General features: G+C 68.2%; 14 protein-coding genes. 11 read left to right on the top strand and 3 right to left on the bottom strand.

From position 1 onward, the window contains the following. Positions 1 to 11 precede the first annotated feature (11 nt). Entirely contained in the window at positions 12 to 1094 is a 1083-nt protein-coding gene (locus ACSFBC_RS21725) for a serine endopeptidase (RefSeq protein WP_435512424.1), read from the top strand. A 69-nt stretch (positions 1095 to 1163) separates the two neighbouring features. Next, positions 1164 to 1544 (top strand): DUF3597 domain-containing protein, encoded by a 381-nt coding sequence (locus ACSFBC_RS21720; protein ID WP_435512423.1) that lies wholly within the window; start codon positions 1164 to 1166, stop codon positions 1542 to 1544. 59 nt (positions 1545 to 1603) lie between these two features. On the opposite strand, the gene tgt is transcribed toward ACSFBC_RS21720, so the two are convergent. Continuing rightward, the gene (gene tgt / locus ACSFBC_RS21715; protein WP_435512422.1) at positions 1604 to 2776 is read right to left on the bottom strand and encodes a tRNA guanosine(34) transglycosylase Tgt; all 1173 of its coding nucleotides are present in this window, start codon (positions 2774 to 2776) and stop codon (positions 1604 to 1606) included. 8 nt (positions 2777 to 2784) lie between these two features. Then, positions 2785 to 3828 carry a tRNA preQ1(34) S-adenosylmethionine ribosyltransferase-isomerase QueA gene (queA, locus tag ACSFBC_RS21710; protein WP_435512421.1) on the bottom strand — a complete coding sequence of 348 codons (1044 nt, stop codon included), beginning with the start codon at positions 3826 to 3828 and terminating at the stop codon, positions 2785 to 2787. A gap of 146 nt (positions 3829 to 3974) precedes the next feature. On the opposite strand from queA, the gene ACSFBC_RS21705 reads away from it, so the two are divergent. The 6 genes from ACSFBC_RS21705 (at position 3975) to ubiA (ending at position 11086) form a co-directional block, all read left to right on the top strand. After that, positions 3975 to 4649, top strand: a complete 675-nt coding sequence (locus tag ACSFBC_RS21705; protein WP_435512420.1) for a DUF4166 domain-containing protein — start codon at positions 3975 to 3977, stop codon at positions 4647 to 4649. Further along, positions 4646 to 6121: a TIGR01777 family oxidoreductase gene (locus ACSFBC_RS21700; protein WP_435512419.1), complete on the top strand. Its 1476-nt coding sequence runs from the start codon at positions 4646 to 4648 to the stop codon at positions 6119 to 6121. The genes ACSFBC_RS21705 and ACSFBC_RS21700 overlap by 4 nt, the downstream gene beginning before the upstream one ends. 10 nt (positions 6122 to 6131) lie before the next feature. Next, on the top strand, positions 6132 to 8261 hold the full coding sequence (recG, locus tag ACSFBC_RS21695; RefSeq protein WP_435512418.1) for an ATP-dependent DNA helicase RecG: 2130 nt from the start codon (positions 6132 to 6134) through the stop codon (positions 8259 to 8261). Between the two features lie 164 nt (positions 8262 to 8425). Further along, entirely contained in the window at positions 8426 to 9391 is a 966-nt protein-coding gene (locus ACSFBC_RS21690; protein ID WP_435512417.1) for a LysR substrate-binding domain-containing protein, read from the top strand. 115 nt (positions 9392 to 9506) lie between these two features. Continuing rightward, on the top strand, positions 9507 to 10118 hold the full coding sequence (locus ACSFBC_RS21685; RefSeq protein ID WP_435512416.1) for a Dps family protein: 612 nt from the start codon (positions 9507 to 9509) through the stop codon (positions 10116 to 10118). 71 nt (positions 10119 to 10189) lie between these two features. Then, on the top strand, positions 10190 to 11086 hold the full coding sequence (gene ubiA / locus ACSFBC_RS21680; protein WP_435512415.1) for a 4-hydroxybenzoate octaprenyltransferase: 897 nt from the start codon (positions 10190 to 10192) through the stop codon (positions 11084 to 11086). On the opposite strand, the gene proC is transcribed toward ubiA, so the two are convergent. Beyond that, positions 11083 to 11919, bottom strand: coding sequence for a pyrroline-5-carboxylate reductase (gene proC, locus ACSFBC_RS21675; protein ID WP_435512414.1), 837 nt, complete (start codon positions 11917 to 11919; stop codon positions 11083 to 11085). The genes ubiA and proC overlap by 4 nt on opposite strands. Before the next feature lie 268 nt (positions 11920 to 12187). Between proC and rplN the strand changes: the two genes are divergently transcribed. Genes rplN through rplE form a run of 3 tightly spaced genes read left to right on the top strand, consistent with a single transcriptional unit; the run spans position 12188 to position 13437 of the window. Beyond that, entirely contained in the window at positions 12188 to 12556 is a 369-nt protein-coding gene (rplN, locus tag ACSFBC_RS21670) for a 50S ribosomal protein L14 (RefSeq protein ID WP_068630284.1), read from the top strand. Positions 12557 to 12568: 12 nt separating this feature from the next. Continuing rightward, a complete protein-coding gene (rplX, locus tag ACSFBC_RS21665) occupies positions 12569 to 12886 on the top strand; it encodes a 50S ribosomal protein L24 (RefSeq protein WP_183028311.1) in 318 nt (105 codons plus the stop codon). Positions 12887 to 12897: 11 nt separating this feature from the next. Further along, the gene (gene rplE, locus ACSFBC_RS21660; RefSeq protein WP_435512413.1) at positions 12898 to 13437 is read left to right on the top strand and encodes a 50S ribosomal protein L5; all 540 of its coding nucleotides are present in this window, start codon (positions 12898 to 12900) and stop codon (positions 13435 to 13437) included. The last annotated feature ends 3 nt before the right edge of the window (positions 13438 to 13440 follow it).

Here is a 13440-nt window from a genome sequence, read left to right as displayed (position 1 = left end):
GGAAAAGAAAAATGAGCAAATCGCTGCGTCTCTCGGAGAAATGGTTTCGTCGCGGCCTGTGGGTCGTGGCGCTGGTGTTCGCCGGTTTTCTGATCGGGCTTGGCGGCACGCTGGTGAGCGACCTGCCCCGGGTCGAACGCACGCTGCAGACGGACGACTTCATCGATCGCGTCGCGGCCGATCCGCTGCGCGACGGCGTGCGCGAGGCCGAGCGCATCGAGCAGCAGGCCGCCAACGCGCTGGAGCAGGCCGAGCTCAAGCGCAGCGCCGCCGCGCAGAGCAGCCGCAGCGCGCGCGAGACCTTCGACAACTGGATCGCCACGCGCCGTGCCACCGCGCAGCCCGACCAGGACGCCGAGCTCATCGCGCGCACCCGTGCGCTCGATGTGCTCAAGGCCAGGGAGGACGCGGCGCAGCAGAAGGTCGAGGCGCAGCAACAGGTGGCGCTCGATGCACGCCAGGCCCAGGAAGCCGCGCAGCGCAAGCTGGCGGTGCTCGAGAGCGACGCCGAGCAGCGAATGATGGCCGAGTACCGCCGCGTCGAGCTGCGCGTGTTCGGCTACCGGCTCGCGCTGACCCTGCCGCTGTTGCTGGTCGCAGGCTGGCTCTTCGTCAAGAAGCGCAAGAGCACCTACTGGCCCTTCGTCTGGGGCTTCATCTTCTTCGCGTTGTTCGCCTTCTTCGTCGAGCTGGTGCCCTATCTGCCCAGCTACGGCGGCTACGTGCGCTACATCGTGGGCATCGTGATCACGGTGGGGGTCGGGCGCTATGCAATCGTCGGGCTCAACCGCTACCTCGCGCGCCAGAAGCTGGCCGAGGCCCAGCCCGACATCGTGCGCCGCGAAGAGCTGAGCTACGACACCGCGCTGACCCGGCTGGCCAAGAGCGTCTGCCCGGGCTGCGAGCGGCCGGTCGACCTGAAGAGCGCCGAGATCGACTTCTGCCCGCACTGCGGCATCGGCCTGTTCGACCATTGCGGCACCTGCGATGCGCGCAAGAGCGCGTTCTCGAAGTTCTGCCATGCCTGCGGGACTTCCGCACATCCCACCGCGCGATCGCAAGGGGCACCGTTGGCCGGTGCGGCGCCTGCGTGATAGAAGCTGGGGCGGCGCCTTGCGCGCGCGTCCACCCGCAAGTTCAACCACCACCCACAAGGAATCTCCATGAGCATTTTCGGCAGCATCCTCTCCAAGATCTTCCCGTCGGCCCAGGCCGCTCCCGCGCCGGCCCCCGCGCCCGCACCGGCCGCGGCCGGCGCACCCGCGGTCGCGGCGCCGCCACCGGCGATCCCGCTGGGCGACGTGGCCGCCGTGCTCGATGCGATGCCCGGCGCCGCCAGCCTCAACTGGCGCACCTCGATCGTCGACCTCATGAAGCTGCTCGGCCTCGACAGCAGCCTGGCCGCACGCAAGGAGCTGGCCGCCGAACTGAGCTACGGGGAGGACACCAGCGACAGCGCCAAGATGAACGTCTGGCTGCATCGCCAGGTGATGACCAAGCTGGCGGCCAACGGCGGCACGGTGCCTGCCGAGTTGCGCGACTGATCGCTTCGGCCTCGCGCCGGCGCGAGGCCTGCGTCAAGCGATGAACCGCGTGGGCGCGCTCAGACGCCGCGCGCGCGCTCGGCCTTGAACCGTGCGCGAAATTCCGTGAACGCGCCTGCGTCGAGCGCCGCACGAATCTCGGTCATCAGGTTCAGGTAGTAATGCAGATTGTGGATGGTGCACAGCATCGGCCCGAGCATTTCGCCGCAGCGGTCCAGGTGGTGCAGATAGGCGCGGCTGAAGCCTTCGCGCCCGCCGTCGTTCCACGACACGCCCGAGGTGCCTGCACAGGCATGACAGGTGCAGCTCGGGTCGACCGGCTGCGGGTCGCTCTTGTGGCGCGCGTTGCGCATCTTCAGATCGCCGAAGCGCGTGAACATGGTGCCGTTGCGCGCATTGCGCGTGGGCATCACGCAGTCGAACATGTCGACGCCGTCGACCACGCCCTGCACCAGGTCCTCGGGCGTGCCCACGCCCATCAGGTAGCGCGGCTTGTGGGCCGGCAGCCGGTGCGGCGTATGGCCCATGATGTGCAGCATCTCGGCCTTGGGCTCGCCCACGCTCACGCCGCCGATGGCGTAGCCCGGAAAGTCCATGTCGACCAATGCGGCCAGCGACTCCTCGCGAAGGTTCTCGAACATGCCGCCCTGCACGATGCCGAACAGCGCGTTGGGATTTTCCAGCCGCGCGAATTCGGTCTGGCAGCGTTTCGCCCAGCGCAGGCTCAGTTCCATCGAGGTGCGCGCCTCGGCCTCGGTCGTGATGTGGCCGTTGGTGTCGTAGGGCGTGCACTCGTCGAACTGCATCACGATGTCGCTGTTCAGCACGGTCTGGATCTGCATCGAGACCTCGGGGGTGAGGAACAGCTTGTCGCCGTTGACGGGCGAAGCGAACTTCACGCCTTCCTCGCTGATCTTGCGCATCGCGCCCAGCGACCAGACCTGGAAGCCGCCCGAGTCGGTGAGGATGGGCTTGTCCCATTTCTCGAACTGGTGCAGCCCGCCGAAGCTGGCCATCACGTCGAGGCCGGGGCGCATCCACAGGTGGAAGGTGTTGCCCAGGATGATCTGTGCGCCCATCTCCTCGAGGCTGCGCGGCATCACGCCCTTGACGGTGCCGTAGGTGCCCACAGGCATGAAGATCGGTGTCTGCACCTTGCCGTGGTTGAGCGTGAGCGTGCCGCGGCGTGCGTGGCTGTCGGGGTCGGTGGTAAGGAGGTCGAAGTTCAGCATGGTCGTCTTCAGTTTTGGGGTCGCGCCAGCAGCATCGCGTCGCCATAGCTGAAGAAGCGGTAGCGGTTTTCGATGGCGTGCGCATAGAGCGCCATCACGCGTTCGTAGCCGGCCAGCGCGCTCACCAGCATCATCAGCGTGCTCTTGGGCAGGTGGAAGTTGGTCAGCAGCAGGTCCACGTGTTCGAAGGCGAAGCCGGGCGTGATGAAGATGCGGGTGTCACCGGACGCTTCACCGCTCTTGGCCCACGATTCGAGCGTGCGCACGGTGGTCGTGCCGACCGCGACCACGCGGCCGCCGCGCGCCTTGCATTCGGCGATGGCGCGTTGCGTGGCTTCGGGCACGTCGTAGCGCTCGGCGTGCATCGTGTGCTCTGAAATGTTCTCGGTCTTCACCGGCTGGAAGGTGCCGGCGCCCACGTGCAATGTGACGTTGGCGCGCTGCACGCCGCGCGCTTCGAGCTCGGCCAGCAGGCCTTCGTCGAAATGCAATGCGGCGGTCGGTGCGGCCACCGCGCCGGGCACGCGCGCGAACACGGTCTGGTAGCGGCGCTCGTCGTCGGCCGAATCGGTGTGCGTGATGTAGGGCGGCAACGGCACGTGGCCGCAGCGCTGCATCAGTGCATACGGGTCTTCGCCGGCATCGCTCTCGAAGGCGAAGCGGAACAGCGCGCCGTCTTCCTCGGGCCAGCGGCCCAGCAGCGTGGCGCGGAAGCCGCCGACCATCTCCAGGGTGGTGCCCACCGGCGGCTTCTTGCTGACCTTCATGTGCGCGACCACCTCCTGGCCCTGCAGCACGCGCTCGACCAGCAGTTCGAGCTTGCCGCCGGTCGGCTTCTCGCCGAACAGGCGCGCCTTGACGACGCGGGTGTCGTTGAACACCAGCAGGTCGCCGCTACGCAGCAGGCCGGGCAGGTCGCGGAAGATGCGGTCGGCCGGTGCATCGGTCGTGCCGTCGAGCAGACGGGACGAGGTGCGTTCGGTGGCCGGGTGTTGCGCCACCAGTTCGGGTGGCAGGTCGAAATCGAAATCGGAGAGCGTGAAGGCGCGCATGGTGCTTGAGGGCCGGACGGGCCCGTGCCAAGGAGGCGTGGGGAAAGGGAAGAGAAAACCGGAAGCGGGCGGGATTGTCCCATGGCCGGAAAACGGGGCAGCGACACGGGGGTATCGGGGCCGTGTGGCCGAGGCAGAATCGACGCATGCCTGATTCACTTGCCGTGCGCACTTCACCCCAGCCCGGCCCCTCCGAAGGCGAACTCTTCAAGAAGATCCTCGGGAGCAAGTGGCAGGGCCTGCACCCCGACATCCGCCGGCGCTTCGACAGGAACCCGTCGCCGGGCAAGGCGCTGCATTACCGGGGCGCACTCAGCGAGCTGCACTGCTCGCGCTTCGGCAAGCTGCTGGGCTACCTGACGCAGCCGCTGATCCAGGGCGCGCTGATCCCCTACAGCGACAGCAACTTCCCGGTCGAGATCCAGGTCTACGCCAAGGCCGACGACCCGGCCATCTACAAGCAGCGCATCTACCGCCTGCACGGCCGCAAGCCCATCCAGTTCACCAGCTTCATGCGCGAGAGCACGCGCGGTGAGGTGCTGGAGTACGTGGGCATGGGGTTGGGCATGAAGCTGGTGCTGAGCGTGGAAGACAACGGCAGCCTGCATTTCCAGAGCGACGGGTATTTCTGGGACGTGTTCGGCTGGCGCATTCCGCTGCCCGGCATCTTCACGCCCGGCAAGACCTTTCTCTGGCATCACAACGAGACGCCGGAGCGTTTCAACATCCGCATCGAGATCCGGCACTGGCTGATGGGCACCACCTTCACGCAGGTCGGCGTGTTCGAGGAAGTGGCCGAACCCAAGGCGGTGGCTGTATGACGGTCGACACCCACCTGCTGGCGCTGCAGCTCATGGCGGCCCAGGGGCTGATGGGCGCGTTCGACACGCTCTATCACCACGAAGGCACCGAGGCGCTGGCCCAGCGCAACAGCGCGCGGCGCGAGTTGTCCATCCATGCGCTGCGCTCGTCGATCTACTGCGCGATGTTCATCGGGCTGTCCTCGTGGGCCTGGGTGCTGCTCGCGGTGTTCGGCGTCGAGATCGTGCTCACGCTGTGGGACTTCGTGGTGGAAGACGGCAGCCGCCTGCTGCCGCCCACCGAGCGCGTCACGCACACGGTGCTGGCGATCAATGCTGGCGCGTTCGTCGCGCTGCTGGCGATGAACGCGATGGACTGGGCGGCGCAGCCGACGGCGCTGGTGTGGCAGCCGCACGGCTGGCTCGGCGCCTTCCTTGCACTGTGCGGCGTGGGCGTAGGCCTCTCGGGGTTGCGCGACGGTCTGGCGGCGCGTGCACTGTTTCGCCGCACGGCGCAGGAAGCGCAGCGCGCGGTCGATGCACCCGTGCGTTTCGGCAGCAAACCGCAGCGCGTGCTGGTGACCGGCGGCACCGGCTTCATCGGCCAGATCCTGGTGCGGCACCTGGTGGCCGATGGCCACGCGGTGACGGTCTGGACGCGCGATGCGCGTTCGGCCGCCTGGGGCTTCGGCGGCGCGGTGCGCTGCGTGCAGGCGCTCGAGCAGATCCCGGCGACGGACGACGTCGACGTGGTCGTCAACCTGGCCGGCGCGCGCATCCTCGGCCAGCGCTGGAGCGAACGGCGCCAGCGCCAGTTGATGCAGAGTCGCGCGGGCCTGACCAACACGCTGGTCGCGTGGATCGCCACCCGACCGCGCAAGCCCTGGCTGCTGCTGTCGGGCTCGGCCATCGGCTACTACGGCGTGCAGCCGCAGGGCGACACCACCGAGCTGGCCGAAGACGCGCCGCCACAGGGCATCTTCATGTCGACGCTGTGCCAGGGCTGGGAGCAGGCGGCGCGGGGTGCGGTGGCACACGGCGTGCACGTGGCCTGCATGCGCTTCGGCTTCGTGCTGGGCCACCAGGGCTCGCTGCCGCAACTGCTGCTGCCCGTGGCGCTCGGCATGGGCGGGCGCCTGGGCAGCGGGCGGCAGTGGCTGTCGTGGGTGCACGTGCATGACGTGATCCGCGCCATGGCCCATGTATGGACGCTGACCGAACAGGTCGGCGGCGAGGCGGCCGCGCAGGCCTTCAACTTCACCGCGCCCGGCGCGCTCACGCAGGAAGAATTCACCCGCACGGCGGCCAGCGTGATGCACCGCCCCTGCTGGATGCCGACGCCCGCCGCGCCGGTCAGGCTGCTGCTGGGCGAACAGGCCGACCTGCTGCTCGAAGGGCAGCGCGTGGTGCCCGCGCGCCTGCTGCAGACCGGCTTCCGCTTCGCGTTCCCCGATGCGCGCAGCGCCTTGACGGACCTTTGCCGCCCGCGCTAGAAGCCCCTCCGTGCCCGCCAAGAAAGCCCCGTCCCCCGCCGCCGCTGCAAGCCCTGCCGCGCCTGCGCCCGCAGGTCCGCCCGGCACCGGCCTGAGCCTGGTGCAGCGCGCCCTGCGCAAGCTGGGTCTGGTGCGCGACATCGACTTCGCGCTGTACCTGCCGATGCGCTACGAGGACGAGACGCGCATCGTGCGCATCGTCGATCTGCGCGAGGGCGACCTGGGCCAGTTCGAGGCCGTGGTGACCGAAAGCGAGGTGAGCTACCGCCCGCGCCGCCAGCTGGTCGTGACCGTCGACGACGGCAGCGACACCTGCCAGCTGCGCTTCTTCAATTTCTATCCGTCGCAGCAGAAGCAGCTCGCGGTCGGCGTCAAGGTGCGCGTGCGCGGCGAGATGCGCGGCGGCTTCGTGGGACGGCAGATGCTGCACCCCACGATCAAGGCCGCGGGCACCGCGCTGCCCAGCGCGCTCACGCCGGTCTACCCGACCGTGGCCGGCCTCGCGCAGCCGGTGCTGCGGCGCGAGGTGCGCTCGGGCCTCTCGCGCGCGGTGCTCGACGAGACCATCCCGGTGCAGATCGGCCTGCGCGGCGCCTGGGACCTGCGCGCCTCGCTGAGCTTCCTCCACTACCCGACGCCCGATGTGTCGATGGCCGCGCTCGAGGACCGCAGCCACCCGGCCTGGCAGCGCATCAAGGCCGAGGAGCTGCTGGCGCAGCAGCTGTCGCAGTTGCAGGCGCGGCTGGAGCGTGCGGCCCAACGCGCGCCGAGGCTGCCTTCTTCACCCGAGCCATTGGCAAGCTCGCTGCACGCGCAACTGCTTGCGGTGCTGCCCTTCGGCCTGACCGGCGCGCAGCGGCGCGTGGGGGAGGAGATCACGCACGACCTCGGCCGCGAGATCCCGATGCACCGTCTGCTGCAGGGCGACGTGGGCTCGGGCAAGACGGTGGTGGCCGCGCTCGCGGCGGCGCGTGCCATCGATGCGGGCTTCCAGTGCGCGCTGATGGCGCCGACCGAGATTCTCGCGGCGCAGCACTTCGGCAAGCTGGTCGGCTGGCTCGACCCGCTGCTGGCCGCGCGCGGCCTGCGCGTGGCCTGGCTCACGGGCAGCCAGAAGAAAAAGGAACGCGAGCAGATGTCGGCCGCGGTCGAGAGCGGAGACGCGGCACTGGTCATCGGCACGCATGCCGTGATCTCGGAGAAGGTGCGCTTCAAGAACCTCGCGCTGGCGCTGATTGACGAGCAGCACCGCTTCGGCGTGGCGCAACGCTTGGCCTTGCGCGGCAAGGCCGTGGGCGACCTCGAGCCGCATCTGCTGATGATGAGCGCCACGCCCATCCCGCGCACGCTGGCGATGAGCTACTACGCCGACCTCGACGTGTCCACGCTCGACGAGCTGCCGCCGGGCCGCACGCCCATCGTCACCAAGCTGGTGGCCGAGCACCGGCGCGACGAGGTGATCGACCGCATCCAGTCGCAGATTTCGCAGGGCCGGCAGGTCTACTGGGTCTGTCCGCTGATCGAGGAGAGCGAGGCGGTCGACCTGCGCAACGCCACCGAGACGCGCGACGAACTGGCCGGCACGCTGGGCGATGCCGTGCACGTCGGCCTGCTGCATTCGCGCATGCCCACGGCCGAGAAGCAGGCGGTGATGGCGGCCTTCACCGCGAACGAAATCCAGGTGCTGGTGAGCACCACGGTGATCGAGGTGGGGGTCGACGTGCCCAACGCCTCGCTGATGGTGATCGAGCATGCCGAGCGCTTCGGCCTGTCGCAGCTGCACCAGTTGCGCGGGCGTGTGGGACGCGGTGCCGCGGCCTCGGCCTGCGTGCTGCTCTACGCGCCCGGCGACAGCGGCCGCGTGGGCGAGACCGCGCGGGCCCGGCTCAAGGCCATGGCCGAGACCGGCGACGGCTTCGAGATCGCGCGGCGCGACCTCGAGATCCGCGGGCCCGGCGAATTCCTCGGGGCACGGCAGTCGGGTGCGCCGCTGCTGCGCTTCGCCGACCTCACGACCGACGTGCTGCTGCTCGACTGGGCACGCGAGCTCGCGCCGGTCATGCTGGAGAAGCACCCTGAACTGGCGCAGCGCCACATCGACCGCTGGCTCGGCACCAAGGCCGAGTACCTCAAGGCTTGAGCGCGAGAGGCGATGCGGATGGCGAAGCTGGCGGGCGGAACCGCAGGCAGCGGGGCTGGCGTGACCGTCGGGCTGCTTCGGGTCCGCGCCGAGGGCCGTCGGCCGACTGCCGCCAACCCCGGCACCGACCGGGTCGGGCCGCTTGCGCATAATTGACGCAAGCTATGACTCTCACCGAACTCAAATACATCGTCGCAGTGGCCCGCGAGCGGCACTTCGGCAAGGCGGCAGAGGCCTGCTACGTGTCCCAGCCGACGCTGTCGGTGGCGATCAAGAAACTCGAGGACGAACTCGAGGTGAAGCTGTTCGAGCGCAGCGCGGGCGAGGTCACGGTCACGCCGCTGGGCGAGCAGATCGTGCAGCAGGCGCAGAGCGTGCTCGACCAGGCCGCCAGCATCAAGGAGATCGCCAAGCGCGGCAAGGACCCGCTGGCGGGCGCGCTGAACCTCGGCATCATCTACACCATCGGCCCCTACCTGCTGCCCGACCTGGTGCGCCAGAACATCGCGCGCACACCGCAGATGCCGCTGATGCTGCAGGAGAACTTCACCGTCAAGCTGCTGGAGATGCTGCGCGCGGGCGAGATCGACTGCGCCATCATGGCCGAGCCCTTTCCCGACACCGGCCTGGCCATCGCGGCGCTGTACGACGAGCCCTTCGTCGCGGTGCTGCCGGCCAACCACCCGCTGGCGGCCAACGAATCGATCAGCTCGGACGAACTCAAGAACGAGACCATGCTGCTGCTGGGCGCGGGCCACTGCTTCCGCGACCACGTGCTCGAGGTCTGCCCCGAGTTCGCGCGCTTCTCGAGCAACGCCGAAGGCATCCGCAAGAGCTTCGAGGGCTCGTCGCTCGAGACCATCAAGCACATGGTGGCTTCGGGCATGGGCGTCACGCTGGTGCCGCGGCTGTCGGTGCCGGCCGATGCGCTCAAGCCCAAGGCCAAGGGCCGCAAGGAGCTCGAGCAGATCGTGCGCTACCTGCCGGTGCGCGACGGCGAAGGGCGCGAGCCGCCGACACGCCGTGTGGTGCTGGCCTGGCGGCGCAGCTTCACCCGCTACGAGGCGATCGCGGCGCTGCGCAACGCGATCTATGCGTGCGAGCTGCCGGGTGTGAAGCGGCTCTCGTGAGCCCTCGGCACCGCGGCCAATGGCTGCGATAGAGTCTCGCTGTTGCGACAGGGCCGGCCGGCCTCTACAGTCGTCCCGTCGTACGAACACCATCCACCGTCAACGAGGAATCGCCATGGCCAAAGCACCGAGCAACAACAAGTCCCCGAAGAAAGCCAAGCCCCTGGTCGCAAGCGCGCCGGCGGCCGGCGCCGGCAAGGTGCCGACCAAGGGCGACACGCGGGTCGCGCAGGAGTCGGGCAGCCGCAATGCGCCGATCATCAACATCGGCATCGAGCGCCAGGACCGTGCGGCCATCGCCGAAGGCCTGAGCCGCGTGCTGGCCGATACCTACACGCTCTACCTCACGACCCACAACTTCCACTGGAACGTGACCGGCCCGCACTTCAACTCGCTGCACGCGATGTTCATGGGGCAGTACACCGAGCTCTGGAACTCGACCGACGTGATCGCCGAGCGCATCCGCGCGCTGGGCCATTACGCGCCGGGCTCGTACGCCGAGTTCAGCAAGATCGCCACCGTGCCCGACGTGCCGCAGACGCCGCCCAAGGCGATGGAGATGGTGCGCATCCTGGTCAAGGGCCACGAGACCGTGTCGCGCATCGCGCGCGAGTTCATCCCCGTGGCCGAGGAAGCCGGCGACGATCCGACGGCCGACATGCTGACCGCGCGCTGCACGGTGCACGACCAGACCGCCTGGATGCTGCGCTCGCTGCTGGAAGAGTAAACAAGCAGCCACGGCCTCGCGAGGCCTGCGCACGGGAGCGGCACAATGGCCGCTCTTTTTTTGTCCGTCGCATGCCAGCCAGCCGCCTCTCCCTGTACCTCGACCTGATCCGCTGGAACCGGCCCGCCGGCTGGCTGCTGCTCCTGTGGCCCACGCTGGGCGCCTTGTGGTTCGCGGCCCGCGGTTGGCCGGGCTGGCATCTGCTGACCGTGTTCGTGCTCGGCACCATCCTCATGCGCAGCGCCGGCTGCTGCGTCAACGACGTGGCCGACCGCGACTTCGACCGCCACGTCAAGCGCACGGCCCAGCGGCCGGTCACCAGCGGCGCGATTTCGGTCAAGCAGGCGCTGGGGCTGGGCGGCGTGCTGGCGCTGGTGGCCTTCGGCCTGGCGCTCACCACCAATGCGGCGGTGATCGTCTGGTCCTTCATCGGGCTGGGCGTGACGCTGCTCTATCCCTTCGCCAAGCGCTTCGTCTCGCTGCCGCAGGCGGTGCTGGGCGTCGCCTTTTCGATCGGCATCCCGATGGCCTTCTGCGCCGCGGGCGGTGCCGACGTGCCGGCCGTCGAAGCGTTCTTGCGCGTGCCGGCCTACGGCTGGGCGTTGCTGGTCGGCAACCTGGGTTGGGTGCTGGCCTACGACACCGAGTACGCGATGGTCGACCGCGACGACGACCTGAAGATCGGCATGAAGACCTCGGCCATCACCTTCGGCCGCTTCGATGTGGCGGCGGTGATGCTCTGCTACGCGGTGTTCATCGGCGTCTGGGGCGTGGTCGGCGTGCGTGCGGGACTGGGCGTGCCGTTCCTGTTGGGCATGGCCGCCGCGGCGGCCCAGGCGCTGTGGCACGGCGCACTGATCCGCGATCGCTCGCGCGAAGGCTGCTTCAAGGCCTTCCGCCTGAACCATTGGCTGGGCTTCGCGGTGTTCGCCGGCATCGTGGCCGACTTTTCACTCCGCGGCCTTTAGGCGCTGCCGAACTCCTTCGCCAGCTCGCGGGCCCGCTGCTCGGCCGCCCGAATGGCGGTCTTGAACTGCGCCTTGACGCCCGCGGCCTCAAGCGCGCTGATCGCTGCGTAGGTGGTGCCGCCCTTGGAGGTGACGCGCTCGCGCAGCACCGCGGGCGGGTCCTCCGAGGCGCGGGCCAGTGCCGAGGCGCCGGTGAAGGTGCCGACGGCCAGGCGCTGCGCCTGCTCGGGCGGCAGCCCCATCTCGATGCCGGCCTCGGTCATGGCCTCGATGAAATAGAAGACATAGGCCGGACCCGAGCCCGAGACGGCCGTGACCGCGTCGAGCGCGGCCTCGCCGTCCACCCACAGCAGGTCGCCGGTCGGGGCCAGCAGCTGTTCGACCTGCGCGCGGCCCTCGGCGCTCACGGCCGGGCGGGCGAACAGGCCGGTCATGCCCTGGCCGACCAGCGCGGGCGTGTTGGGCATCGCGCGCACGATACGCTCGCTGCCCAGCCAGCGGGCGATGCTGTCGGAGGGGATGCCGGCTGCGACGCTCAGGTGCAGTGCGTCCGGTGTCCAGGCTTTCACCGGCTGCGCGGCCTCGGCGAAGGCCTGGGGTTTGACCGCCCACACCACGAGCTTGCAGCGCGCCAGCGCGGCGCCGGCCTCGGCCTGCGGCGCCAGGCCGAACTGCTCGGCCAGGCGCGCACGGGCCGCCTCGAAGGGTTCGACGACCTCGAAGGCAGCGGCGGGCAGTCCCTGGCGGATCAGTCCGCCCAGGATGGCGCTGGCCATGTTGCCGCCTCCGATGAAGGCGATGGGCGGGAGGGTGGTGTGGTCTTGCTGTGGCATGAGAGGTCGACGTGGGCGGCGTGGAGGGAGAGTGCGCAGGCGCGGGCCGATTGTCGCCCCGACGCCACGACCTGCTCGAAGCTTTGGAAAACAGGGCGTTGACATGCCGGTTGGAGCGTGTGACAATCGCGGGCTTCGCTTCAAAAAGGCGAAGCTTTCCGCCCATACGAAGGCGCTCCAAGTGGTTTGGGGCGTTGACGACGGGCCCAAGACTGACTGCGGTGCTGCCATGAGGCGGTTTCTCGGTACAAGTTGGGAACCAATCGAAATGATCCAAACTGAATCCCGGCTCGAAGTAGCCGACAACACAGGCGCGAAATCCGTCCTGTGCATCAAGGTGCTCGGTGGCTCCAAGCGGCGTTATGCCAGCGTGGGCGACGTCATCAAGGTCAGCATCAAGGAATGCGCCCCCCGGGGTCGCGTCAAGAAGGGCGAAATCTACAGCGCCGTCGTGGTGCGTACCGCCAAGGGCATCCGTCGTGCAGACGGTTCGCTCGTCAAGTTCGACGGCAATGCCGCCGTTTTGCTCAATGCCAAGCTGGAGCCGATCGGCACCCGCATCTTCGGACCGGTCACGCGCGAACTGCGCACCGAGAAGTTCATGAAGATCGTCTCGCTGGCTCCCGAAGTTCTGTAAGGACACAACGCCATGAACAAGATTCGCAAAGGCGACCAGGTCATCGTGTTGGCCGGTCGTGACAAGGGCAAGCGCGGCACCGTCTCGCTTCGCAAGGACGACTCGCATCTGATCGTCGACGGCATCAACATCGTCAAGAAGCACACCAAGCCGAACCCCCTCAAGGGTACGACCGGTGGCATCACCGAAAAGACCATGCCGATCCATCAATCCAACGTGGCCATCTTCAATGCTGCGACCGGCAAGGCCGATCGCGTGGGCATCAAGATCGCCGACGGCAAGCGCGTGCGGATCTTCAAGTCCAGCGGCGACGAAATCAAGACCGCCTAAGGAGCATTCAGATGGCACGTCTCCAACAAATCTACCGCGACAAGATCGCGAAAGACCTGACCGAAAAGTTCGGCTACAAGTCGCCGATGCAGGTTCCGCGCATCACCAAGATCACCCTGAACATGGGTGTGGGTGAAGCGGTTGCCGACAAGAAGGTTCTCGACAACGCTGTCGGCGACCTGACCAAGATCGCTGGCCAGAAGCCTGTCGTGACCAAGTCGAAGAAGGCCATCGCTGGCTTCAAGATCCGCGAAATGCAACCGATCGGCTGCATGGTCACGCTGCGTGGCGTGCAGATGTATGAGTTCCTGGACCGTTTCGTGACCATCGCGCTGCCGCGTGTTCGCGACTTCCGCGGCATCTCCGGCCGTGCGTTCGACGGCCGTGGCAACTACAACATCGGCGTGAAAGAGCAGATCATTTTCCCCGAGATCGAATACGACAAGGTCGATGCCCTGCGCGGTCTCAACATCAGCATCACGACGACGGCAAAGAACGACGAAGAGGCCAAGGCGCTTCTCGCCGGCTTCCGTTTCCCGTTCAAGAACTGAGGC

It is taken from the genome of Variovorax frigidus (assembly GCF_051216515.1).
In the GTDB taxonomy this organism is placed as follows: domain Bacteria; phylum Pseudomonadota; class Gammaproteobacteria; order Burkholderiales; family Burkholderiaceae_C; genus Variovorax.
Note: the sequence above shows the minus strand (reverse complement) of the source record. Positions and strands in the feature narration are given on the sequence as shown.

Bases quoted from the DNA above. Each gene is read 5' to 3' on its own strand.
- ACSFBC_RS21720 (WP_435512423.1), top strand. From the start codon at position 1,164: ATGAGCATTTTCGGCAGCATCCTCTCCAAGATCTTCCCGTCGGCCCAG.
- proC (WP_435512414.1), bottom strand. From the start codon at position 11,919: ATGCCACAGCAAGACCACACCACCCTCCCGCCCATCGCCTTCATCGGA.
- rplN (WP_068630284.1), top strand. From the start codon at position 12,188: ATGATCCAAACTGAATCCCGGCTCGAAGTAGCCGACAACACAGGCGCG.
- ACSFBC_RS21690 (WP_435512417.1), top strand. From the start codon at position 8,426: ATGACTCTCACCGAACTCAAATACATCGTCGCAGTGGCCCGCGAGCGG.
- ubiA (WP_435512415.1), top strand. From the start codon at position 10,190: ATGCCAGCCAGCCGCCTCTCCCTGTACCTCGACCTGATCCGCTGGAAC.
- ACSFBC_RS21725 (WP_435512424.1), top strand. From the start codon at position 12: ATGAGCAAATCGCTGCGTCTCTCGGAGAAATGGTTTCGTCGCGGCCTG.
- ACSFBC_RS21705 (WP_435512420.1), top strand. From the start codon at position 3,975: ATGCCTGATTCACTTGCCGTGCGCACTTCACCCCAGCCCGGCCCCTCC.
- rplE (WP_435512413.1), top strand. From the start codon at position 12,898: ATGGCACGTCTCCAACAAATCTACCGCGACAAGATCGCGAAAGACCTG.
- ACSFBC_RS21700 (WP_435512419.1), top strand. From the start codon at position 4,646: ATGACGGTCGACACCCACCTGCTGGCGCTGCAGCTCATGGCGGCCCAG.
- rplX (WP_183028311.1), top strand. From the start codon at position 12,569: ATGAACAAGATTCGCAAAGGCGACCAGGTCATCGTGTTGGCCGGTCGT.
- tgt (WP_435512422.1), bottom strand. From the start codon at position 2,776: ATGCTGAACTTCGACCTCCTTACCACCGACCCCGACAGCCACGCACGC.
- ACSFBC_RS21685 (WP_435512416.1), top strand. From the start codon at position 9,507: ATGGCCAAAGCACCGAGCAACAACAAGTCCCCGAAGAAAGCCAAGCCC.
- queA (WP_435512421.1), bottom strand. From the start codon at position 3,828: ATGCGCGCCTTCACGCTCTCCGATTTCGATTTCGACCTGCCACCCGAA.